The following is a 21,698-nucleotide window of genomic DNA, read 5'->3' on the forward strand; positions in this document are numbered from 1 at the left end:
GCCATAACGGCGACAACGTGAACGAAGATGGGCTATTAATGGATGCCGCCAATGCGACTTAAGCGCACACCTGTCGGCCATTCGCCTTCTTGCTTATCGAAACTCATCCAGATAGCCGTTGCCCGACCGACCAGATTCGCTTCCGGCACAAAGCCCCAGTAACGGCTGTCCGCGCTGTTGTCGCGGTTGTCACCCATCATGAAGTATTGTCCCGGCGGAACAATCCAGGTTGCCAGTTGTTGCCCTGGCTGCTGGTAATACATCCCCACCTGGTCCTGCGCAATCGGCACTGTCAGAATGCGGTGCGTCACATCACCCAGTGTCTCTTTACGCTCAGAAAGACGAATTCCATTTTCTTTGGTTTCGTTTTTCGGCACTTCAAAGAATCCGCTGGTCGCTTCCCCACCATTACGGCGTGAGAAGGTCTGAACGAAATCGCTCGGTTCCACGTTGGAGTAGGTGACCGGCAGCGCGTTTTCACATGCCTGGCCGGAACTGCATCCCGGTTGAATCGTCAGCTCTTTCGAGACCGGATCATAAGTGACTTTATCGCCCGGTAAACCCACCGCGCGCTTGATGTAATCAAGCTTTGGATCTTCCGGATATTTAAAGACCACGATATCGCCGCGTTTCGGATGACCGGTTTCGATCAGCGTTTTCTGGTAGATAGGATCTTTAATGCCATAAGCAAACTTCTCTACCAGAATAAAATCACCGATTAACAGAGTCGGCATCATCGAACCTGACGGGATCTGGAACGGTTCATAAATAAACGAACGCACAATCAATACGATAGCCAGCACCGGAAAAACAGAAGCACCGGTTTCCAGCCAGCCAGGCTTCGGCGCAACCTTTTTCAGTGTTGCTTTATCCAGTGAGTCACCGGCAGCCGCCTGCGCCGCTGCCTGACGTTCCCGCCGTTTAGGTGCGAAAAAGAATTTATCCACGCACCATAAAATGCCCGTCACTAGTGTGGCAATCACCAGAATCAGGGCAAACATATTCGCCATGCCAACTCCTAAGGGTTATTTGTTGTCTTTGCCGACGTGCAGAATGGCGAGGAACGCTTCCTGCGGCAGCTCGACGTTACCGATCTGCTTCATGCGTTTCTTACCTTCTTTCTGCTTCTGCAGCAGCTTTTTCTTACGGCTGATATCGCCGCCATAACATTTAGCCAGTACGTTTTTACGCAGCTGTTTCACGGTGGAGCGCGCAATGATGTGCGTACCAATCGCTGCCTGAATGGCGATATCAAACTGCTGGCGCGGGATCAGATCTTTCATCTTCTCCACCAGCTCGCGACCGCGGTTTTGCGAATTATCACGGTGGGTGATCAACGCCAGCGCATCAACACGTTCACCGTTGATTAATACGTCTACACGTACCATGTCGGACGCCTGGAAGCGTTTGAAGTTGTAATCCAGAGACGCATAACCACGCGAGGTAGATTTCAGGCGATCGAAGAAATCGAGCACCACTTCCGCCATCGGGATCTCGTACGTCAGCGCCACCTGATTACCGTGGTAAACCATATTGGTCTGCACGCCGCGTTTTTCTACGCACAGCGTAATAACGTTGCCGAGATATGCCTGCGGCAGCAGCATGTGACACTCTGCAATCGGCTCGCGCAGTTCGTAAATGTTATTTACCGCAGGCAGCTTGGATGGGCTGTCGACGTAGATAACTTCTCTTGACGTTGTTTCAACTTCATACACTACGGTCGGCGCGGTGGTAATCAGATCCAGATCGTATTCTCGTTCCAGACGTTCCTGGATGATCTCCATGTGCAGCAGACCGAGGAAGCCGCAGCGGAAACCAAAGCCCAGCGCGCTTGAGCTTTCCGGCTCATAGAACAGTGAGGCATCGTTCAGGCTGAGTTTACCCAGCGCGTCACGGAAGGCTTCATAGTCGTCGGAACTTACCGGGAACAGACCGGCGTATACCTGCGGTTTGACTTTCTTAAAGCCAGGCAGCGCCTTTTCTGCCGGATTACGCGCCAGCGTTAAGGTATCGCCTACTGGAGCGCCGTGGATATCTTTAATCGCACATACCAGCCAGCCTACTTCGCCGCATTTCAGTTCAGTACGGTCAACCTGTTTCGGCGTGAAGATGCCCAGACGGTCGGCGTTATAGGTCTGCCCGGTACTCATGACTTTCACTTTATCGCCCTTACGCAGGGTGCCGTTTTTAATACGGATAAGTGAAACAACGCCCAGGTAGTTGTCGAACCAGGAGTCGATAATGAGTGCCTGCAACGGGCCTTCCGGATCGCCTTCCGGCGGCGGAATGTCGCGCACCAGACGTTCGAGAACGTCCTGTACGCCAACGCCGGTTTTCGCTGAACAGCGCACCGCGTCGGTGGCGTCGATGCCGACGATATCTTCAATTTCTTCCGCCACGCGTTCAGGATCGGCTGCCGGCAGGTCAATCTTGTTCAGTACCGGCACCACTTCGAGATCCATTTCCATGGCGGTGTAGCAGTTTGCCAGGGTTTGCGCTTCTACGCCCTGCCCGGCGTCGACCACCAGCAATGCACCTTCACAGGCAGCCAGCGAACGAGAAACTTCATAGGAGAAGTCTACGTGGCCCGGGGTGTCGATAAAGTTAAGCTGATAGGTTTCGCCGTCAGACGCTTTGTAGTCCAGCGTCACGCTTTGCGCTTTGATGGTAATGCCACGCTCACGCTCAAGATCCATGGAATCGAGAACCTGCGCCTCCATTTCACGGTCAGACAGGCCACCGCAGATCTGGATAATACGGTCAGACAGCGTCGATTTACCGTGGTCAATGTGAGCTATGATCGAAAAGTTACGTATATTCTTCATAAAGTATGATTATTGTGCCTTAATGCCCGGTTAACCAGGCTTTTAGAAGTCGCTGTTCTGAGCTTAACGTCTGTATTAATAGAAACGCCGCATTCTACACTACAACATTGAGGCGAGGAAATGTTCATACCGTATGGATTGTGGTATCTGGAAACGTCCTCGCATTTGTTATGCAAAATGCAACAAAGCCAGTGAAATCACTGGCTCGCGTCTTCCGAAGATGTTTCAAATCGCACAAGGCCAGGCGGCAATGCCACGCTTAAGATGATCGGTTGCCATTCAGACCGGGCAGCAAACTTTCGAGAGCAGCCACGTGCAATCAGGAATCCACCAACGCCACCGAGAATCGCACCGCATAATGCTGCAATATCTGAAGCAAAGAGTAGCTGAAATAGTGAAGCGATGAGGAATAGTCCCACCAACGGCGACATATAAACCAGTAATGCGGAGCTAAGCAGGCTGCCTTCGGCGATTCCTAATTCTACTTTTTGCCCCGGCACTAACGGTTCATCACAGGGTACGACAATGGTATGCGTGGTTTGCGGGCCAAGTTTATTCAACACGCGGCTACCGCAACCGGCGCGCGAAGCGCAGCTGCTGCATGAGGCTTTAACATCACAACTAACCAGCGCCTGCCCGTTTTCCCAGGAGACGACGGTAGCCCACTCTTTGATCATTGCGCTGCCCCGAACTTAATATTCTCGGCAATGCGTTTCGCCGTTTGCGGCGGCAGTTCACCGACAATGGTGATTTCGGCGTTATCACGTACGCTTGTACTGACGGTTCTGCGTCCGGTGCGCAACATCTGATCGGTGCTCGATGGCGTAGCGCGGTTAACGTTTACCGAGAAGCTGAATAATCCGTCGGAATAGAGACGTGATTCAATAGGCATGTTGTCCATCGTCGGTAGCGGACGTCGACTACTGGAAACTTCGCTAAAACCCTGTGGCAACCAGGTTGGAGTCCAGTTGAATTTAGCTTTTTCACCTACAGGAACAGAAAGCAACGGCGGCAAATTTGCCTTCGCCAGCGTCTGCATACTGCTGCTGATATCCTGATTGACATTAAAAGCAATCACGCGAAATTGTTCCAGCGTTTCACCATCGCGATCAAGGAGATCAACCCGCATCGGTAATTTCGATTCGGTGTCCATCCACACGATGTAGCTGTAGCGTGTACCATCTCGGGCAACCACGCGAATAACTTCGCAAAGACGATCAGCAATACGCGTGCGCCCGACGGAGATAAAGTCGTAGTAAGGAGAAAGGCGTTTGAAATCGGTATAGATGAGCGATGGCAGAGAATCAACAATGTAATCGCCATTAAGCGTGAACGGTTCAAGTCCCGGTTCAAAATAGCTGATCTCATTGCCGCGCTGTACCACTTCCCGGCGCGGGCCATCCATTTGCAACAATTGTGCAAGAGGACGGTTATCGAGGCGTGCATGTCGATAACGCAGAGACTCAACACCCTGTTTATTGATGCTGATGAATGACAGCTCGTAATTCAGTGACTGACTGGCCAGGTTCATCTGCTGTAATAACGCCCCGGACGCGGGAGTGGCCGAGGCGTTAGCAGAGAATAACAGGCTACCTGTCACTAATGACATGGCAAACCAAAGTTGCTTCATTACTGCGATTGCGTTCCTAAAGTTTGAATTCCTGGCACCTGTACAGCGGCTTGCTGGGTTTGCGCCTGCTCAAACTGAAGCTGTTCAGAGTGGAGTCGGCGTTGCAGTTCGTAATCCTGCAACATTGCATTAATGCGACGACGCTGCTCCTGTACCTGCTGCTGTTGACCATTGTTTGCGGTCGCTTCAGAAGGTACTCCCAGGCTTACCGGGCTGGCTTTACCCATCATCGGCAGTGTATTAAATACCGGCGTTTCGGGCTGCTGGGACGTTTCAGATTGTCCATTATAGTGCTGGACGCCAACGATAACTGCAAGCGATACGCATGCGGCTACGCCCATTTGGGTAAGCTGTGCCGCCCACGGACGAACTTTCTGCCAGAATGGCATTTTCTGCCATTGATGCGGCGCAGGCTGGGCTTCCGGGATCAATGTCGCCGGTTGACGTACTGGCTCTTCTTCAATGGCGGCCATCACTCGTGAAGAGATATCGAAATGGAGCACCTCGGGAGTATCACCCCGCATTGAGTCACGGATTAAGTGATAGCTTTCCCAGGTTTTCTGCATTTCTGGGTTATGAGCCAGTTCGTTAAGCAGCTCACTATCCAGCGTTTCGCCATCCATTAAAGCGGAAAGTTGTTCTTTCTGCATGCCTAATACCCTTATCCAGTATCCCGCTACCGTCAACGCCTGATAAGCGGTTGAACTTTGTTATCAATAGCTTCCCTCGCTCGGAAGATACGTGAACGCACCGTACCTACCGGACAATCCATGATAGCGGCTATCTCTTCATAGCTCAGGCCATCCAGCTCCCGCAAGGTTATTGCCATGCGTAAATCTTCCGGGAGGGACTCAATAGTTCGGAAAACTATCTGTCTCAGTTCTTCTGACAACATTAAGTTCTCAGGGTTCGAAATTTCTTTCAACGCGCCGCCACTTTCGAAGTTTTCAGCTTCAATGGCATCCACATCACTGGAAGGTGGACGACGCCCCTGAGCAACCAGGTAATTTTTCGCTGTATTTACAGCAATCCGATACAGCCATGTATAAAAAGCGCTATCTCCCCGGAACGAATCCAGCGCACGATAGGCTTTAATAAAAGCTTCTTGTACCACATCGGGAACATCACCCGACGGCACATAGCGGGAAACCAGACTCGCCACTTTATGCTGATAGCGCACTACCAGTAAGTTAAAGGCTTTCTGATCTCCCTTCTGGACCCGTTCAACCAGGACCTGGTCCGTTAACTGCTCGCTCATCCGAGGTAAAGTCTCCCCAAACCAAATTTCCACGCGCTATCGAAACGCCACTCCATTAGCTGCAATTTGAGCAAGCAAAGGGTTAGAGTGTCTCGTTTTTGTAAAGTTCCGTAACGCATCTGTTTTTGTTTGTCATGCTGTAGACGGATCATTATCTATCATTATAAGTCTACAGAATCTGAACATCGCATTATCTGTGTAGAAATGCCCATTTAACTGCCTGAAGAGTAACCCAACGGCCTTTTTATTTCACCACCTAATCCTCCACCAGCCAGTAACTTCTCTTTTTCTCGCCGCCCTGCGTCAGCGTGTTTAGCAACTGTAACAAATATTAAAATAGCAGGTGTTTATCCGCACAACATGATGCTATGCTGACCAAACCATGTTTAGTAAATTAAACAAAGAAAATGAATACTCTCCCTGAACATTCATGTGACGTGTTGATTATCGGTAGCGGCGCAGCTGGACTTTCACTGGCGCTACGCCTGGCTAACCAGCATCAGGTCATCGTTCTAAGTAAAGGCCCGGTAACGGAAGGTTCAACATTTTATGCCCAGGGCGGTATAGCCGCCGTGTTTGATGAGACTGACAGCATTGACTCGCATGTGGAAGACACATTGATTGCCGGGGCTGGTATTTGCGATCGTCATGCAGTTGAATTTGTCGCCAGCAATGCACGATCCTGTGTGCAATGGCTAATCGACCAGGGGGTGTTGTTTGATACCCACATTCAACCGAATGGCGCAGAAAGCTACCATCTGACCCGTGAAGGTGGACATAGTCACCGTCGAATTCTTCATGCCGCCGACGCCACCGGTAGAGAAGTAGAAACCACGCTGGTGAGCAAGGCGCTGAACCATCCGAATATTCGCGTGCTGGAGCGCAGCAACGCGGTTGATCTGATTGTTTCTGACAAAATTGGCCTGCCGGGCACGCGACGGGTTGTTGGCGCGTGGGTATGGAACCGAAATAAAGAAACGGTGGAAACCTGCCACGCAAAAGCAGTGGTACTGGCAACCGGCGGTGCGTCAAAAGTTTACCAGTACACTACCAATCCGGATATTTCTTCTGGCGATGGTATTGCTATGGCGTGGCGCGCGGGCTGCCGGGTCGCCAATCTCGAATTTAATCAGTTCCATCCTACCGCGCTGTATCATCCGCAGGCACGCAATTTTCTGTTAACGGAAGCACTGCGCGGCGAAGGCGCTTATCTCAAGCGACCGGATGGCACGCGTTTCATGCCTGATTTCGATGAGCGCGGCGAACTGGCCCCGCGCGATATTGTCGCCCGCGCTATTGATCATGAAATGAAACGCCTCGGTGCGGATTGTATGTATCTCGACATCAGCCATAAGCCCGCCGATTTTATTCGCCAGCATTTCCCGATGATTTATGAAAAGTTATTGGGACTGGGGATTGATCTCACGAAAGGCCCTGTGCCGATTGTGCCTGCTGCACACTATACCTGCGGTGGTGTAATGGTGGATGATCATGGGCGTACGGACGTCGAAGGTTTGTACGCCATTGGCGAAGTGAGTTATACCGGCTTACACGGCGCTAACCGCATGGCCTCGAATTCATTACTGGAGTGTCTGGTTTACGGCTGGTCAGCGGCGGAGGATATTACCAGGCGTATGCCTTATGCCCACGACGTCAGTACGTTACCGCCGTGGGATGAAAGCCGTGTTGAGAACCCTGACGAACGGGTGGTGATTCAACATAACTGGCACGAGCTACGTCTGTTTATGTGGGATTACGTTGGCATTGTGCGCACAACGAAGCGCCTGGAACGCGCCCTGCGGCGGATAACCATGCTCCAACAAGAAATAGACGAATATTACGCCCATTTCCGCGTCTCAAATAATTTGCTGGAGCTGCGTAATCTGGTACAGGTTGCCGAGTTGATTGTTCGCTGTGCGATGATGCGCAAGGAGAGTCGGGGGTTGCATTTCACGCTGGATTATCCGGAACTGCTCACCCATTCCGGTCCGTCGATCCTTTCTCCCGGCAATCATTACATAAACAGATAAAAAGCCTGGGTCAGCGCCGTATACGCTTCGGAATAGTTCTGGTCTGGCCCACGAATGACTAAGCGATCGCTAAAGCATTCTCCCGCCTGCGGGGAGAATGCCAGCAGCACCCGATGCGGCAGTCGCGCTTCGTTTTCCGCCACATCCGTCCGCAAACGTAAATGCCAGCCCATGCTTAATGCCAGTTCAGTAAAACCATTACCAATCTGCTCTGGCAGCACTACGCAGAAAAATCCCTCTTCGGTAATGCTCTCCGCCGCACAGGTCAGCAGCGATGGGTGATCAAGCGTAGTGGTATAGCGAGCCTGTTCCCGTTGAGGTGTCGCGCACTCTACTCCCTGCTGATAGTAAGGTGGGTTACTGATGATTAAATCGAAGCGTACTGTCTGCTGTGTGATCCACTGCTGAATATCCGCCGTATGGACGTTAATCCGCTCTGCCCACGGGGACTGGTTGATATTTTCCTGCGCCTGCGCGGCAGCTTCACTTTCCAGTTCAACTGCATCAATCATTACGCTGTCATCGGTTCGCTGCGCCAGCATTAATGCCAGCAACCCGCTACCCGCGCCGATATCAAGGCAGCGTTTTACCCCAGCCACCGGTGCCCATGCGCCCAGCAAAATGCCATCCGTTCCCACTTTCATCGCACAACGATCGTGAGCAACAAAAAACTGTTTAAAAGTAAATCCATTACGACGAAGCACGGATGTAGACTGTGACATGAAAATAAAACCTTGCAGGAAAAACGGCGATAGCACCGGGTGAGAACAATACCCGAGAAGCGATATCCATACAAACAGATGAAGATTGCAGCCGTAACGTCTATAATCAGCGCCCCACACAGAGGTAGAACATGACTGTAACGACTTTTTCCGAACTTGAACTCGACGAAAGCCTGCTGGAAGCCCTCCAGGATAAAGGTTTCACTCGCCCGACCGCCATTCAGGCTGCCGCCATTCCGCCTGCGCTCGATGGCCGTGATGTACTCGGTTCTGCGCCGACAGGCACCGGTAAAACGGCGGCGTATCTGCTGCCAGCGTTGCAGCACCTGCTCGATTTCCCACGTAAGAAATCCGGTCCGCCGCGTATTTTGATCCTTACCCCGACTCGCGAACTGGCGATGCAGGTGGCCGATCATGCCCGCGAACTGGCGAAACATACGCATCTGGATATTGCCACCATCACCGGCGGCGTGGCCTATATGAACCACGCAGAAGTGTTCAGCGAAAACCAGGACATTGTGGTCGCCACGACCGGACGTCTGCTGCAATACATAAAAGAAGAGAACTTCGATTGCCGCGCGGTTGAAACGCTGATCCTCGACGAAGCAGACCGTATGCTGGATATGGGCTTCGCTCAGGATATCGAACATATTGCTGGCGAAACGCGCTGGCGTAAACAGACCCTGCTCTTTTCGGCAACGCTGGAAGGCGATGCGATTCAGGACTTTGCCGAGCGTCTGCTGGAAGATCCGGTGGAGGTTTCTGCCAATCCGTCCACCCGTGAGCGCAAAAAAATTCATCAGTGGTATTACCGCGCCGATGACCTGGAACATAAAACCGCATTGCTGGTGCACCTGTTAAAACAGCCGGAAGCGACCCGCTCAATTGTGTTTGTGCGTAAGCGTGAGCGTGTGCATGAGCTGGCAAACTGGCTGCGCGAAGCGGGCATCAACAACTGCTATCTCGAAGGTGAGATGGTACAAGGCAAGCGTAACGAAGCGATCAAGCGTTTGACCGAAGGTCGCGTAAACGTACTGGTTGCAACCGATGTTGCCGCGCGCGGTATCGACATTCCTGACGTCAGCCACGTCTTTAACTTCGATATGCCGCGCAGTGGCGATACTTATTTGCACCGTATCGGACGTACCGCGCGCGCCGGTCGTAAAGGCACCGCGATTTCGCTGGTGGAAGCCCATGACCATCTGCTGCTGGGCAAAGTTGGCCGTTATATTGAAGAGCCAATTAAAGCTCGTGTAATTGATGAGTTACGCCCGAAAACGCGTGCGCCAAGCGAGAAGCAGACCGGCAAGCCATCGAAGAAAGTACTGGCTAAACGCGCCGAGAAGAAAAAAGCTAAAGAGAAAGATAAGCCGCGGGTGAAAAAACGCCATCGCGACACCAAAAATATTGGTAAGCGCCGTAAACCGAGCGGAACGGGCGTGCCACCGCAAACGACAGAAGAGTAATCTCAATGCCGGGTTTAAGCCCGGCATTATTTTTATCCCGGCAAAAAACACTCTTCAACACACTGAATAAAAATGTGCATCGCCGGGCTAACCGCTTTTCCGGCATGGTGAGCGCACATTGCCGTAATCGTCTGCGACTGTTCGCCAAAAGGCAATTCGATTAATTCGCCACTCGCAAGTTCATTTGCCACTGTAAAGCGCGGCAGGTAACTGACCCCGATATTTGCCGCGACACAACGCTTGATGCTTTCGATACTTATAAGCTCAATGGTGTTTTCCACCGTGATCCGTCGCTGGCGCAGCGTGCTCTCAAATATCTGGCGGAAGACACATTGCGGTTCATTGATAATAAAACTACAGGCGTTATGTCTTCCCGGCTCAGTAAAATCGACATCTGCAATTTGCGGTGAAGCCACCAGCACCAGCGATTGTTCACCCAACTCTCGCCGGTTCAGAGCATTATCATTCCCTACGCGATAAAAAACCCCGACATCGGCCTCATCATTCAGTAGCGCATCACGGATCACGTAACAGTTCAGCGACTGCAACGATAAACGCACTTTTGGGGCGCGTTGCCGAAAACGCTGCAACACCTGCGGCATTCGGTAAGAGAGCAACGTTTCGCCTGAAACAACGCGTAGTTCCCCGTCCGGATCCGACTCTTTTTTCGCAGCCTCACGAAGCGTATCCATCACTCTGGTGAGTTCATAGATGTGCGGCAGCAACTTTTTGCCTTCGCGAGTGAGGCACATCCGTCGGCCAATTTTCTCAAACAATTGTACCGAGAACTCCTGCTCAAGCTGCTGAATATGAAAAGTCACCGTCGATTGTGTACAGCACAATTTTTGCGAAGCTCGCAAAAAGGAACCCTCTTCCACCACGGTTTTAAGTGTAATAAAACGGCGCAGATCCATAACCCCAAACCTATCGAAAATATCGAATTTAGAATGTAAAAACATTCATTTTTTTAAATGTTCCGTATCGGGTACTGTCTACCAAAACAGAGGAGATAACAAGTGACACCGACCCTTTTAAGTGCTTTTTGGACTTACACCCTGATTACCGCCATGACGCCAGGACCGAACAATATTCTCGCCCTTAGCTCAGCTACAACGCACGGATTTCGTCAGAGTACTCGCGTGCTGGCAGGGATGAGTCTGGGATTTTTAATCGTCATGTTGCTATGCGCGGGAATTTCGTTTTCACTGGCTGTTATCGACCCGGCAGCAGTGCATCTGTTGAGTTGGGCGGGGGCGGCATATATTGTCTGGCTGGCGTGGAAAATCGCTACCAGTCCAACAAAGGAAGATGGGCTTCAGGCAAAACCAATCAGTTTTTGGGCCAGCTTTGCTTTGCAGTTTGTGAACGTCAAAATCATTTTGTATGGCATTACAGCACTGTCGACGTTTGTCCTGCCGCAAACGCAGGCGCTAAGCTGGATAATTGGCGTCAGCGTTTTGCTGGCGATGATTGGGACGTTTGGCAATGTGTGCTGGGCGCTGGCGGGGCACCTGTTTCAGCGATTGTTTCGCCAGTATGGTCGCCAGTTAAATATCGTGCTCGCGCTGCTGCTGGTCTATTGCGCGGTACGCATTTTCTATTAATGAAAAAAGCGGAAGAGGTCGCCCTCTTCCGCTTAGTAACTTGCTACTTAAGCCTTACAGGCTTTCAGTAAAGGTACGAGCGATAACGTCGCGCTGCTGTTCCGGAGTCAGAGAGTTAAAGCGAACTGCATAACCGGATACACGGATGGTCAGCTGCGGATATTTTTCCGGATGCTTAACTGCATCTTCCAGAGTTTCACGACGCAGAACGTTTACGTTCAGGTGTTGACCACCTTCAACGCGAACTTCTGGTTTCACTTCTACTGGAACTTCACGGTACTCAATGTCACCCAGTTTGCTTACTGCAACCACTTCGTCTTCTGCAAAACCTGCTTTCGCAACGATGCAACGCGCTTCGCCTTTTTCGCTGTCCAGCAGCCAGAAAGAGTTCAGCAGATCGTCATTAGCGGCTTTAGTAATCTGGATACCTGTAATCATGTGATGCCTCCCCGGCAAAATTATTTGATTTGTTCAGCCTGTCGCGGCCAATTGGTAAAACCATTGTTGCTTGAGTGTATATATACTCCTCAAACACCCTTGATTCTTTGATTTAAATCAATAAAAACCACATATCGAATGTGGTCACAAATGGATTTTATTGTTTTACATCAACTTATGCAGGTGTGAAATTTTACCAATTTACATTTTTTTGCATGTCTTTTTGTCTATAAAATGAGCATGATTTTGTTCTGTAGAAAGAAGCAGTTAAGCTAGGCGGATTGAAGATTCGCAGGAGAGCGAGATGGCTAACGAATTAACCTGGCATGATGTGCTGGCTGAAGAGAAGCAGCAACCCTATTTTCTTAATACCCTTCAGACCGTCGCCAGCGAGCGGCAGTCCGGCGTCACTATCTATCCGCCACAAAAGGATGTCTTTAACGCGTTCCGCTTTACAGAGTTGGGTGACGTTAAAGTGGTGATTCTCGGCCAGGATCCTTATCACGGACCGGGACAGGCGCATGGTCTGGCATTTTCCGTTCGCCCCGGCATTGCGACACCGCCGTCACTGCTGAATATGTATAAAGAGCTGGAAAATACTATTCCCGGTTTCACCCGCCCTAATCATGGTTATCTTGAAAGCTGGGCGCGTCAGGGCGTTCTGCTACTCAATACTGTGTTGACGGTACGCGCAGGTCAGGCGCATTCCCACGCCAGCCTCGGCTGGGAAACCTTCACCGATAAAGTGATCAGCCTGATTAACCAGCATCGCGAAGGCGTGGTGTTTTTGTTGTGGGGATCGCATGCGCAAAAGAAAGGGGCGATTATAGATAAGCAACGCCATCATGTACTGAAAGCACCGCATCCGTCGCCGCTTTCGGCGCATCGTGGATTCTTTGGCTGCAACCATTTTGTGCTGGCAAATCAGTGGCTGGAACAACGTGGCGAGACGCCGATTGACTGGATGCCAGTATTACCGGCAGAGAGTGAGTAAATTTGCGGGAAAATGCCGGATGGCAGAGTTGCCACCCGGCTGATTTATCAGGCTTTATTCTGACGCCACCATTCGCCAAGAAGAACGCCGGTTGCGACAGAGATATTCAGCCCGGCAACGTTGCCAGTACCATCAATCTTCACGCGCAGATCGTTCGGATCGCGTGCGGCATCCGGTAACCCTTCATATTCCTGACCCAGCACCAGTACCATTTTCGCTGGCAGACTGGTTTTGAACAGCGGTTTACCCTGCTCGCTGGAAGTTGTCACTACGGTGTAACCCGCCTGACGGAAATCATCCAGCACGTTAACAATGTTGTCGCCAGTAATCGGCTGAACGTGCTCTGCGCCGCCTTCTGCGGTACGGATAGCCGCCCCAGACTCCAGCAGTGCTGCATCCTGCACCACAACACCTTTCACGCCGAAGTGCGCACAGCTACGCATCATGCCGCCCAGGTTATGCGGGTTAGATTCGTTTTCCAGGGCCAGTACACAATCCTGCGCGCCAGCCTGGCTTACCCACTGCTGCACGGTTGTACCGTTACGCTTTTTGATCAGGAAGCAAACGCCGCCGTGATGTTCCGTTCCTGACGCTTTTGTCAGTTCCGCTTCATCCACCACATGGTACGCTTTGCGGTTTGCCGCCATCCAGCGCAAGGCTTCTTTAAAACGTGGCGTTACGCTCTGGATAAACCAGGCGCGAACAATCGCTTCCGGACGGCTCTGGAACAGTGCCTGACAGGCGTTTTCTCCGTAGACGCGGGTTTCTTCCGCACGCTGACGACGCAAAACTTCCGGATCAATAAAACTTTTACCACTGATGCCACCGTGATCGGCCTTTTCCGGCGTCTCATCACCCGGCGCGCGGGAAACCGTGCGCCACGGCGAATCTTCCCACTTGCGGTCACGGGGCTGACTCTGTTTGTCATCGCGGGCGGGGCGACGGCCACCGTCAGCACGAGATTTTCCTGGACGCCCGCCCCCTTTCCCGGTACGCGGGTTGTGGGTACGTTTATCAGAATCATCATCACTGCGGACATACATCACTTTGACCTTGCCGCTTTTACCTTTCATTTCATCGTTCATGCTTTTCTCCACCAGCGCTGCGCGAAGCGCGCAGATTACCCGAAGTCCGCGCGGTTCGCCATGATTTCGTTCCAAAGCCTGTGTCTATCATACCCATTGAATAAAACAGATTGTTGTCTGGAACAATGTCCCCGATAATATGTAACATATTAGAAACATACCGGCGTCGTTGCCGATAAGTCTCCTTACTCATCCCGAGGTTAGTTATGAATACCGTTTGTACCCATTGTCAGGCCATCAATCGCATTCCCGACGATCGGATCGAAGATGCGGCAAAATGCGGACGCTGCGGTCACGACTTGTTTGACGGAGAGGTGATTAATGCGACCGGTGAAACGCTCGACAAATTGCTGAAAGATGATCTACCTGTGGTGATCGACTTCTGGGCACCGTGGTGCGGCCCCTGCCGTAATTTCGCGCCAATTTTTGAAGATGTCGCGCAAGAGCGTAGCGGTAAAGTGCGCTTTGTGAAAGTGAATACCGAAGCTGAACGTGAATTGAGCAGTCGCTTTGGAATTCGTAGTATACCGACGATCATGATTTTCAAAAACGGTCAGGTTGTCGACATGCTTAATGGCGCAGTACCGAAAGCGCCGTTTGATAGCTGGCTGAACGAATCTCTTTAATCTTACCGGGGCGCATCTTGTGCCCCGTTTTCTCCTCTGCGACAATGGCGTTTTTTCGACGCTCTCTTATGACCGAAAACGCTGTTCTCCAGTTACGCGCCGAGCGTATTGCGCGCGCAACACGTCCTTTTCTTGCCCGCGGTAATCGCGTTCGTCGCTGCCAACGCTGTCTTTTGCCAGAGAAATTATGTCTCTGTTCGACAATTACCCCAGCACAAGCAAAAAGTCGCTTCTGTTTGCTGATGTTCGACACCGAGCCAATGAAGCCCAGTAATACCGGGCGTCTGATTGCTGATATTTTGCCTGATACCGTTGCGTTTCAATGGTCGCGTACCGAACCCTCGCTAGATTTGCTGGATCTGGTACAAAACCCGGACTATCAGCCAATGGTGGTCTTTCCCGCCTCGTATGCTGATGAGCAACGGGAAGTGATCTTCACACCACCTGCCGGTAAGCCTCCGCTATTTATCATGCTCGATGGTACCTGGCCGGAAGCTCGCAAGATGTTTCGTAAAAGTCCGTATCTGGATAATCTTCCCGTCATTTCCGTCGATCTTTCCCGGCTTTCTGCCTATCGCCTGCGTGAAGCCCAGGCTGAAGGCCAATATTGTACTGCCGAGGTAGCCATCGCACTGTTAGATATGGTCGGCGATACCGGGGCGGCGGCAGGGTTAGGCGAGCATTTTACCCGCTTTAAAACACGCTATCTGGCAGGAAAAACGCAACATCTGGGTAGCATCACAGCAGAACAGTTAGAAAGCGTTTAAAATCATTCGGTCACTTCTGCGGGAGACCGGTATGAGTCAGCGAGGACTGGAAGCACTACTGCGACCAAAATCGATTGCGGTAATTGGCGCATCGATGAAACCCAATCGCGCAGGTTACCTGATGATGCGTAACCTGCTGGCGGGAGGCTTTAACGGACCGGTACTCCCGGTGACACCTGCCTGGAAAGCAGTGTTGGGTGTGTTGGCCTGGCCGGATATTGCCAGCTTGCCCTTTACACCAGACCTTGCGGTTTTATGTACCAATGCCAGCCGTAATCTTGCTCTTCTGGAAGAGCTCGGCGAGAAAGGCTGTAAAACCTGCATTATTCTTTCCGCCCCGTCATCGCAACACGAAGATCTCCGCGCCTGCGCCCTGCGCCATAACATGCGCCTGCTTGGACCAAACAGTCTGGGTTTACTGGCTCCCTGGCAAGGTCTGAATGCCAGCTTTTCGCCTGTGCCGATTAAACGCGGCAAGCTGGCGTTTATTTCGCAATCGGCTGCTGTCTCCAACACCATCCTCGACTGGGCGCAACAGCGTGAGATGGGCTTTTCCTACTTTATTGCGCTCGGCGACAGCCTGGATATCGACGTTGATGAATTGCTCGACTATCTGGCACGCGACAGTAAAACCAGCGCCATCCTGCTCTATCTCGAACAGTTAAGCGACGCGCGACGCTTTGTTTCGGCGGCCCGTAGTGCCTCGCGCAATAAACCGATTCTGGTGATTAAAAGCGGACGTAGCCCGGCGGCTCAACGTCTGTTGAACACCACGGCAGGAATGGATCCGGCGTGGGATGCAGCTATTCAGCGTGCCGGTTTGTTGCGGGTACAGGACACCCACGAACTGTTTTCGGCGGTGGAAACCCTTAGCCATATGCGCCCGCTGCGTGGCGACCGATTGATGATTATCAGCAACGGTGCTGCGCCTGCCGCGCTGGCGCTGGATGCCTTATGGTCACGTAATGGCAAGCTGGCAACGCTAAGCGAAGAAACCTGCCAGAAACTGCGCGATGCACTGCCAGGGCATGTGGCAATCTCTAACCCGCTCGATCTGCGCGATGACGCCAGCAGCGAGCATTATGTCAAAACGCTGGACATTCTGCTCCACAGCCAGGATTTTGACGCGCTGATGGTTATTCATTCGCCCAGCGCCGCTGCTCCCGCAACAGAAAGCGCGCAAGTATTAATTGAAGCGGTAAAGCATCATCCCCGCAGCAAGTATGTTTCTCTGCTGACGAACTGGTGCGGCGAACATTCCTCGCAAGAGGCACGACGATTATTCAGCGAAGCCGGGCTGCCGACCTACCGTACCCCGGAAGGAACCATCACTGCTTTTATGCATATGGTGGAGTACCGGCGTAATCAGAAGCAACTACGCGAAACGCCGGCGTTGCCCAGCAATCTGACCTCCAATACCGCAGAAGCGCATCTTCTGTTGCAACAGGCGATTGCCGAAGGAGCAACGTCACTCGATACCCATGAAGTTCAGCCCATCCTGCAAGCATATGGCATGAACACGCTCCCCACCTGGATTGCCGGCGATAGCACCGAAGCGGTGCATATTGCCGAACAGATTGGTTATCCGGTGGCGCTGAAATTGCGTTCGCCGGATATTCCACATAAATCGGAAGTTCAGGGCGTCATGCTGTACCTGCGTACAGCCAATGAAGTCCAGCAAGCGGCAAACGCTATTTTCGATCGCGTAAAAATGGCCTGGCCGCAGGCGCGGGTCCACGGCCTGTTGGTGCAAAGTATGGCTAACCGTGCTGGCGCTCAGGAGTTGCGGGTTGTGGTTGAGTACGATCCGGTTTTCGGGCCGTTGATCATGCTGGGCGAAGGCGGTGTGGAGTGGCGTCCTGAAGATCAAGCCGTCGTCGCGTTACCTCCGCTGAACATGAACCTGGCCCGCTATCTGGTTATTCAGGGGATCAAAAGTAAAAAGATTCGTGCGCGCAGTGCGCTACGCCCCTTGGATGTTGCAGGCTTGAGCCAGCTTCTGGTACAGGTTTCCAACTTGATTGTCGATTGTCCGGAAATTCAACGGCTGGATATTCATCCTTTGCTGGCTTCTGGCAGTGAATTTACCGCGCTGGATGTCACGCTGGATATCGCGCCGTTTGAAGGCGATAACGAGAGTCGGCTGGCAGTGCGCCCTTATCCGCATCAGCTGGAAGAGTGGGTAGAATTGAAAAACGGTGAACGCTGCTTATTCCGCCCGATTTTGCCAGAAGATGAGCCACAACTTCAGCAATTCATTTCGCGAGTCACCAAAGAAGATCTTTATTACCGCTACTTTAGCGAGATCAACGAATTTACCCATGAAGATTTAGCCAACATGACGCAGATCGACTACGATCGGGAAATGGCATTTGTAGCGGTACGACGAATTGATCAAACGGAAGAGATCCTCGGCGTCACACGTGCGATCTCCGACCCTGATAACATCGATGCCGAATTTGCCGTGCTGGTTCGCTCGGATCTCAAAGGGTTAGGCTTAGGTCGACGCTTAATGGAAAAGTTGATTACCTATACGCGAGATCACGGACTGCAACGTCTGAATGGTATTACGATGCCAAACAATCGTGGCATGGTGGCGCTGGCCCGCAAGCTCGGGTTTAACGTTGATATCCAGCTCGAAGAGGGGATCGTTGGGCTTACGCTAAATCTTGCCCAGCGCGAGGAATCATGAGTAAGGTACTGGAAATGTTGACCACTTAATCGGGACTGGTGTTATTATTGCCCGCTTATGTCGTCTGCATTGCACAGAGGACCCTTCAATGAACAGAGAAGAAATGCACTGTGATGTTGTCAAAATTTAAGCGTAATAAACATCAACAACACCTTGCCCAACTACCCAAGATTTCTCAATCAGTTGATGATGTCGATTTCTTTTACGCTCCCGCCGACTTCCGGGAGACGCTGCTGGAAAAAATAGCCAGCGCGAAGCAGCGCATTTGCATTGTCGCCCTGTATCTCGAACAGGATGACGGTGGCAAAGGCATTCTGAACGCGTTGTATGAGGCTAAAAGGCAGCGTCCGGAACTGGATGTACGGGTGCTGGTCGACTGGCATCGTGCACAACGTGGACGCATTGGCGCTGCGGCATCTAACACTAACGCTGACTGGTACTGCCGCATGGCGCAGGAAAATCCGGGCGTAGATGTTCCGGTTTATGGCGTTCCAATCAATACCCGTGAAGCCCTTGGTGTTCTGCACTTTAAAGGCTTTATCATCGACGATAGCGTACTTTATAGCGGTGCCAGCCTGAACGATGTTTACCTGCATCAGCACGATAAATATCGCTACGACCGTTATCATCTGATCCGTAACCGTAAGATGTCAGACATTATGTTTGAATGGGTTACACAGAATATTATGAATGGCCGCGGCGTTAATCGTCTGGATGATGTTAATCGGCCAAAAAGCCCGGAAATCAAGAACGACATTCGCCTGTTCCGCCAGGAGCTGCGTGATGCCGCTTATCATTTCCAGGGCGATGCCGACAACGATCAGCTTTCCGTAACGCCGCTAGTGGGGCTGGGGAAATCGAGTCTGTTGAACAAGACTATTTTCCATCTTATGCCTTGTGCCGAGCAGAAACTAACCATCTGCACACCTTACTTCAACCTACCAGCAATCCTTGTGCGCAATATCATCCAGTTGCTGCGCGAAGGGAAAAAGGTCGAAATTATTGTTGGTGATAAAACCGCGAATGACTTCTACATTCCGGAAGATGAACCTTTCAAGATAATTGGCGCATTGCCTTATCTCTATGAGATCAATCTGCGTCGTTTCCTGAGTCGTTTACAGTATTACGTCAACACTGACCAGTTAGTAGTTCGGTTATGGAAAGATGACGACAACACCTATCACCTGAAAGGGATGTGGGTTGATGATAAGTGGATGTTGATCACCGGTAATAACCTGAACCCGCGCGCCTGGCGTCTGGATCTGGAAAACGCCATTTTGATCCACGATCCGCAACTGGAGCTTGCGCCACAGCGAGAGAAAGAACTGGATCTGATCCGCGAGCATACCACCATCGTTAAGCACTACCGCGATCTGCAAAGTATTGCCGATTATCCGGTGAAGGTTCGTAAACTCATCCGCCGTTTGCGCCGTATCCGCATCGACCGATTAATTAGCCGCATCCTGTAATCACAACCCCGTCCTGTACGGGGTTTGTTTTTTGGAGGCCACGTTTTGCGTATTCTTTTTGTCTGTTCGCTATTGTTACTTTCTGGATGCAGCCATATGGCTAACGATAGCTGGAGCGGGCAGGATAAAGCTCAACACTTTATCGCCTCGGCGATGCTTTCCGCCGCCGGAAATGAATATTCACAGCATCAGGGGATGAGCCGGGATCGCAGTGCCATGTTTGGATTGATGTTCTCTGTCAGTCTGGGGGCGTCAAAAGAGCTTTGGGATAGCCGCCCTGAGGGGAGCGGCTGGAGCTGGAAGGATTTTGCCTGGGATATCGCCGGTGCAAGCACCGGCTATACCGTCTGGCAACTGACCCGTCACTAAAGCCGCATCCCTTTTCCTTTACGGTGCAATGTTAGTGAAACCAGAAACGCCACCACGGCCATCAAGGTCACATACCAGAAGAAGGCTGTTTCCATTCCTATTGATTTCAGCGACAACGCTACGTACTCCGCCGACCCACCAAATATAGCATTGGCGACCGCATATGACAGACCAACGCCTAATGCGCGAACCTGTGCCGGGAACATCTCAGCCTTCAGTATTCCACTGATTGAAGTATAAAAACTCACTATCAGCAGGGCGCACATCACCAGACCAAAAGCGGCATAAGGCGAGGAAACGTTCTGCAATGCTGAGAGAATAGGAACGGTAAAAATGGTTGCCAGAGAACCGAAACATAACATTGAGGTACGGCGACCAATCTTATCCGACAGCGCGCCAATAAGTGGTTGAATAAGCATGAATACAAACAATGCGGCAGTCATAATGCCACTCGCCACGTTGGCATGCATTCCCGCAGTATTTACCAGATACTTCTGCATATAAGTGGTGAAGGTATAGAAACAAAGGGAGCCCGCAGCGGTAAAACCGAGAACCATGATGAATGCACGGCGATTGCGCCATAATCCTTTCAGAGATCCAGCTTCTTTTAAAGCGCGCGTTTCTTGTTGCGAAGTTTCATCTAACTGACGACGTAACCACAACGCCACAACAGCTAACACAGCTCCTAACGCGAAAGGAATACGCCATCCCCACTCTCTGAGTGCTGCGTCTTCCATGGTATGTTGTAAAACCACGACAACCAGTAGGGCTAGCAGTTGCCCGCCGATCAACGTCACATACTGAAATGATGCGTAAAAACCTTTGCGCCCTTCAACGGCAACTTCACTCATATAGGTGGCGCTGGTGCCATATTCTCCGCCAACGGATAATCCCTGGAATAAACGAGCGAGAAGCAATAATGCCGGAGCCCAGGTACCGATTGTTTCGTAGCCTGGCAAACAGGCGATAACCAGTGAGCCGAAACACATCATACACACCGATAATAGCATCGATTTTTTGCGACCATGTTTATCGGCTATGCGACCAAATAGCCAACCGCCTATTGGGCGCATCAGAAATCCCGCAGCAAAAACACCTGCTGTTTGCAGTAGTTGAGTCGTCGTGTTCCCGGAAGGGAAGAAGATGTGGGCGAAGTAGAGTGAACAGAACGAGTAGACATAGAAATCGAACCACTCGACCAAATTACCTGAAGAGGCCCCCACAATTGCCCAAATGCGGCGACGAGTATCACTACTTGTCAGTTTGCTGTCTGCCGTTACAGTACTTTCAGCCATGCCATTATGTCTCCTGCCGTAATCCGATGCTTTTGTCGGTCGCTGTTGTTTGTTTTTTTGGTAAAAAAAATGTTATACATTTGTTGCGTATCGTTATGCAACCTTAACCATGAATTTAGTTAGCAGGAAAATGGTTATTGAGGAGCTTAAGGATAAATTTCTGGTAAGGAGGACACGTATGGAAGTAGGCAAGTTGGGGAAACCGTATCCGTTGCTGAATCTGGCATATGTGGGAGTATAAGACGCGCAGCATCGCATCAGGCATTTTTTTCTGCACCAATGCAAAAAGGCCATCCTGACGGATGGCCTTTCGCTTTATTTGATGCCTGGCAGTTCCCTACTCTCGCATGGGGAGACCCCACACTACCATCGGCGCTACGGCGTTTCACTTCTGAGTTCGGCATGGGGTCAGGTGGGACCACCGCGCT

21 protein-coding genes and 1 rRNA gene are annotated in these 21,698 nt (G+C 51.4%); 9 read left to right on the top strand and 13 right to left on the bottom strand.

Annotated features, from left to right (window positions below; all coding sequences use genetic code 11):
- Window positions 1-35: 35 nt before the first annotated feature.
- The 7 genes from lepB to rseD all read right to left on the bottom strand — a co-directional run bounded on the left by lepB (window position 36) and on the right by rseD (window position 5,865).
- Entirely contained in the window at window positions 36-1,010 is a 975-nt protein-coding gene (gene lepB / locus ACJHX7_RS12925; RefSeq protein WP_000002542.1) for a signal peptidase I, read from the bottom strand.
- A gap of 15 nt (window positions 1,011-1,025) precedes the next feature.
- The gene (gene lepA, locus ACJHX7_RS12930) at window positions 1,026-2,825 is read right to left on the bottom strand and encodes a translation elongation factor 4 (RefSeq protein ID WP_000790168.1); all 1,800 of its coding nucleotides are present in this window, start codon (window positions 2,823-2,825) and stop codon (window positions 1,026-1,028) included.
- 197 nt (window positions 2,826-3,022) lie between these two features.
- Window positions 3,023-3,502 (bottom strand): SoxR-reducing system protein RseC, encoded by a 480-nt coding sequence (gene rseC, locus ACJHX7_RS12935; RefSeq protein WP_000589054.1) that lies wholly within the window; start codon window positions 3,500-3,502, stop codon window positions 3,023-3,025.
- Window positions 3,499-4,455 (bottom strand): sigma-E factor regulatory protein RseB, encoded by a 957-nt coding sequence (rseB, locus tag ACJHX7_RS12940; RefSeq protein WP_000812044.1) that lies wholly within the window; start codon window positions 4,453-4,455, stop codon window positions 3,499-3,501. The genes rseC and rseB overlap by 4 nt, the downstream gene beginning before the upstream one ends.
- On the bottom strand, window positions 4,455-5,105 hold the full coding sequence (gene rseA / locus ACJHX7_RS12945) for an anti-sigma-E factor RseA (protein ID WP_001168459.1): 651 nt from the start codon (window positions 5,103-5,105) through the stop codon (window positions 4,455-4,457). The genes rseB and rseA overlap by 1 nt, the downstream gene beginning before the upstream one ends.
- A 32-nt stretch (window positions 5,106-5,137) precedes the next feature.
- Window positions 5,138-5,713, bottom strand: a complete 576-nt coding sequence (rpoE, locus tag ACJHX7_RS12950; protein ID WP_001295364.1) for an RNA polymerase sigma factor RpoE — start codon at window positions 5,711-5,713, stop codon at window positions 5,138-5,140.
- Entirely contained in the window at window positions 5,710-5,865 is a 156-nt protein-coding gene (gene rseD / locus ACJHX7_RS12955) for a rpoE leader peptide RseD (protein ID WP_001303621.1), read from the bottom strand. Before rseD ends, rpoE begins: the two co-directional genes overlap by 4 nt.
- 255 nt (window positions 5,866-6,120) lie before the next feature.
- On the opposite strand from rseD, the gene nadB reads away from it, so the two are divergent.
- On the top strand, window positions 6,121-7,743 hold the full coding sequence (nadB, locus tag ACJHX7_RS12960) for an L-aspartate oxidase (RefSeq protein WP_094029952.1): 1,623 nt from the start codon (window positions 6,121-6,123) through the stop codon (window positions 7,741-7,743).
- On the opposite strand, the gene trmN is transcribed toward nadB, so the two are convergent.
- Window positions 7,728-8,465 (bottom strand): tRNA(1)(Val) (adenine(37)-N(6))-methyltransferase TrmN, encoded by a 738-nt coding sequence (trmN, locus tag ACJHX7_RS12965; RefSeq protein WP_094029951.1) that lies wholly within the window; start codon window positions 8,463-8,465, stop codon window positions 7,728-7,730. The genes nadB and trmN overlap by 16 nt on opposite strands.
- Before the next feature lie 131 nt (window positions 8,466-8,596).
- Here trmN and srmB point away from each other — a divergent pair, with 131 nt between their 5' ends.
- Window positions 8,597-9,931: an ATP-dependent RNA helicase SrmB gene (srmB, locus tag ACJHX7_RS12970; RefSeq protein ID WP_000219190.1), complete on the top strand. Its 1,335-nt coding sequence runs from the start codon at window positions 8,597-8,599 to the stop codon at window positions 9,929-9,931.
- Window positions 9,932-9,963: 32 nt separating this feature from the next.
- Here srmB and ACJHX7_RS12975 read toward each other — a convergent pair whose 3' ends face one another.
- Window positions 9,964-10,845, bottom strand: a complete 882-nt coding sequence (locus tag ACJHX7_RS12975; RefSeq protein ID WP_032171886.1) for a LysR family transcriptional regulator — start codon at window positions 10,843-10,845, stop codon at window positions 9,964-9,966.
- A 102-nt stretch (window positions 10,846-10,947) separates the two neighbouring features.
- Between ACJHX7_RS12975 and eamB the strand changes: the two genes are divergently transcribed.
- On the top strand, window positions 10,948-11,535 hold the full coding sequence (gene eamB / locus ACJHX7_RS12980; protein ID WP_022645996.1) for a cysteine/O-acetylserine transporter: 588 nt from the start codon (window positions 10,948-10,950) through the stop codon (window positions 11,533-11,535).
- Window positions 11,536-11,589: 54 nt separating this feature from the next.
- Here eamB and grcA read toward each other — a convergent pair whose 3' ends face one another.
- Window positions 11,590-11,973, bottom strand: coding sequence for an autonomous glycyl radical cofactor GrcA (grcA, locus tag ACJHX7_RS12985; RefSeq protein ID WP_000627804.1), 384 nt, complete (start codon window positions 11,971-11,973; stop codon window positions 11,590-11,592).
- Between the two features lie 304 nt (window positions 11,974-12,277).
- Between grcA and ung the strand changes: the two genes are divergently transcribed.
- Window positions 12,278-12,967 (top strand): uracil-DNA glycosylase, encoded by a 690-nt coding sequence (gene ung, locus ACJHX7_RS12990; RefSeq protein WP_001262723.1) that lies wholly within the window; start codon window positions 12,278-12,280, stop codon window positions 12,965-12,967.
- A 47-nt stretch (window positions 12,968-13,014) separates the two neighbouring features.
- Here the strand turns inward: ung and ACJHX7_RS12995 are convergent, their stop codons facing one another.
- Window positions 13,015-14,052, bottom strand: coding sequence for a tRNA/rRNA methyltransferase (locus ACJHX7_RS12995; protein WP_000997403.1), 1,038 nt, complete (start codon window positions 14,050-14,052; stop codon window positions 13,015-13,017).
- A gap of 206 nt (window positions 14,053-14,258) precedes the next feature.
- Between ACJHX7_RS12995 and trxC the strand changes: the two genes are divergently transcribed.
- The 5 genes from trxC to ACJHX7_RS13020 all read left to right on the top strand — a co-directional run bounded on the left by trxC (window position 14,259) and on the right by ACJHX7_RS13020 (window position 19,975).
- The gene (gene trxC / locus ACJHX7_RS13000) at window positions 14,259-14,678 is read left to right on the top strand and encodes a thioredoxin TrxC (protein WP_001098726.1); all 420 of its coding nucleotides are present in this window, start codon (window positions 14,259-14,261) and stop codon (window positions 14,676-14,678) included.
- 68 nt (window positions 14,679-14,746) lie between these two features.
- The gene (gene tapT / locus ACJHX7_RS13005; protein ID WP_001361606.1) at window positions 14,747-15,445 is read left to right on the top strand and encodes a tRNA-uridine aminocarboxypropyltransferase; all 699 of its coding nucleotides are present in this window, start codon (window positions 14,747-14,749) and stop codon (window positions 15,443-15,445) included.
- Between the two features lie 31 nt (window positions 15,446-15,476).
- Window positions 15,477-18,137: a peptidyl-lysine N-acetyltransferase PatZ gene (gene patZ / locus ACJHX7_RS13010; RefSeq protein ID WP_094029950.1), complete on the top strand. Its 2,661-nt coding sequence runs from the start codon at window positions 15,477-15,479 to the stop codon at window positions 18,135-18,137.
- 113 nt (window positions 18,138-18,250) lie between these two features.
- The gene (gene pssA / locus ACJHX7_RS13015) at window positions 18,251-19,606 is read left to right on the top strand and encodes a CDP-diacylglycerol--serine O-phosphatidyltransferase (protein WP_001305244.1); all 1,356 of its coding nucleotides are present in this window, start codon (window positions 18,251-18,253) and stop codon (window positions 19,604-19,606) included.
- A gap of 45 nt (window positions 19,607-19,651) precedes the next feature.
- Complete coding sequence (locus ACJHX7_RS13020) at window positions 19,652-19,975, top strand: YfiM family lipoprotein (protein WP_001370843.1); 324 nt, start codon at window positions 19,652-19,654, stop codon at window positions 19,973-19,975.
- On the opposite strand, the gene kgtP is transcribed toward ACJHX7_RS13020, so the two are convergent.
- Window positions 19,972-21,270, bottom strand: coding sequence for an alpha-ketoglutarate permease (gene kgtP, locus ACJHX7_RS13025; RefSeq protein ID WP_000841107.1), 1,299 nt, complete (start codon window positions 21,268-21,270; stop codon window positions 19,972-19,974). The two genes, ACJHX7_RS13020 and kgtP, sit on opposite strands and share 4 nt — an antisense overlap.
- 324 nt (window positions 21,271-21,594) lie before the next feature.
- Window positions 21,595-21,698, bottom strand: a 5S ribosomal RNA gene (gene rrf / locus ACJHX7_RS13030); the annotation flags it as partial.

Origin of the sequence: Escherichia sp. WS1451, from assembly GCF_046487365.1 — a bacterium.
In the GTDB taxonomy this organism is placed as follows: domain Bacteria; phylum Pseudomonadota; class Gammaproteobacteria; order Enterobacterales; family Enterobacteriaceae; genus Escherichia; species Escherichia coli.